Source organism: Frankia sp. AgPm24 (assembly GCF_023243055.1).
GTDB lineage: Bacteria > Actinomycetota > Actinomycetes > Frankiales > Frankiaceae > Frankia > Frankia umida.
Genome location: NZ_JALKFW010000130.1, coordinates 1 through 229, shown reverse-complemented (window position 1 = coordinate 229; position 229 = coordinate 1). Strand labels below are relative to the sequence as shown.

The window sequence follows — 229 nt, the reverse complement described above, 5'->3', positions numbered from 1 at the left end:
GGGCGTCCGCGCCGGGCTGGGATCTCGTCGTTCGGGTTCAGCGGGACCAACGCTCACGTGATCCTCGAACAAGCCCCGGAGACTCCCGACCTCCTGGATGCGGCTGCAGCTCTACCCGCCTCGGAGGCACCGGTCGACACGGACGCTCTTGCGGTGCCGTTGGTGGTGTCGGCGCGGTCGCTGGAGGGCTTGCGGGCCGCTGCCGGACAGTTGGCCGATTTCCTCGAAC

Annotated in this window: 1 protein-coding gene; it reads left to right on the top strand. The window is 69.4% G+C overall.

Annotated features, from left to right (window positions below; genetic code table 11):
• Positions 1-229: ketoacyl-synthetase C-terminal extension domain-containing protein (locus tag MXD61_RS05965; protein WP_248811827.1), on the top strand; the 229-nt coding region annotated here is incomplete at both ends.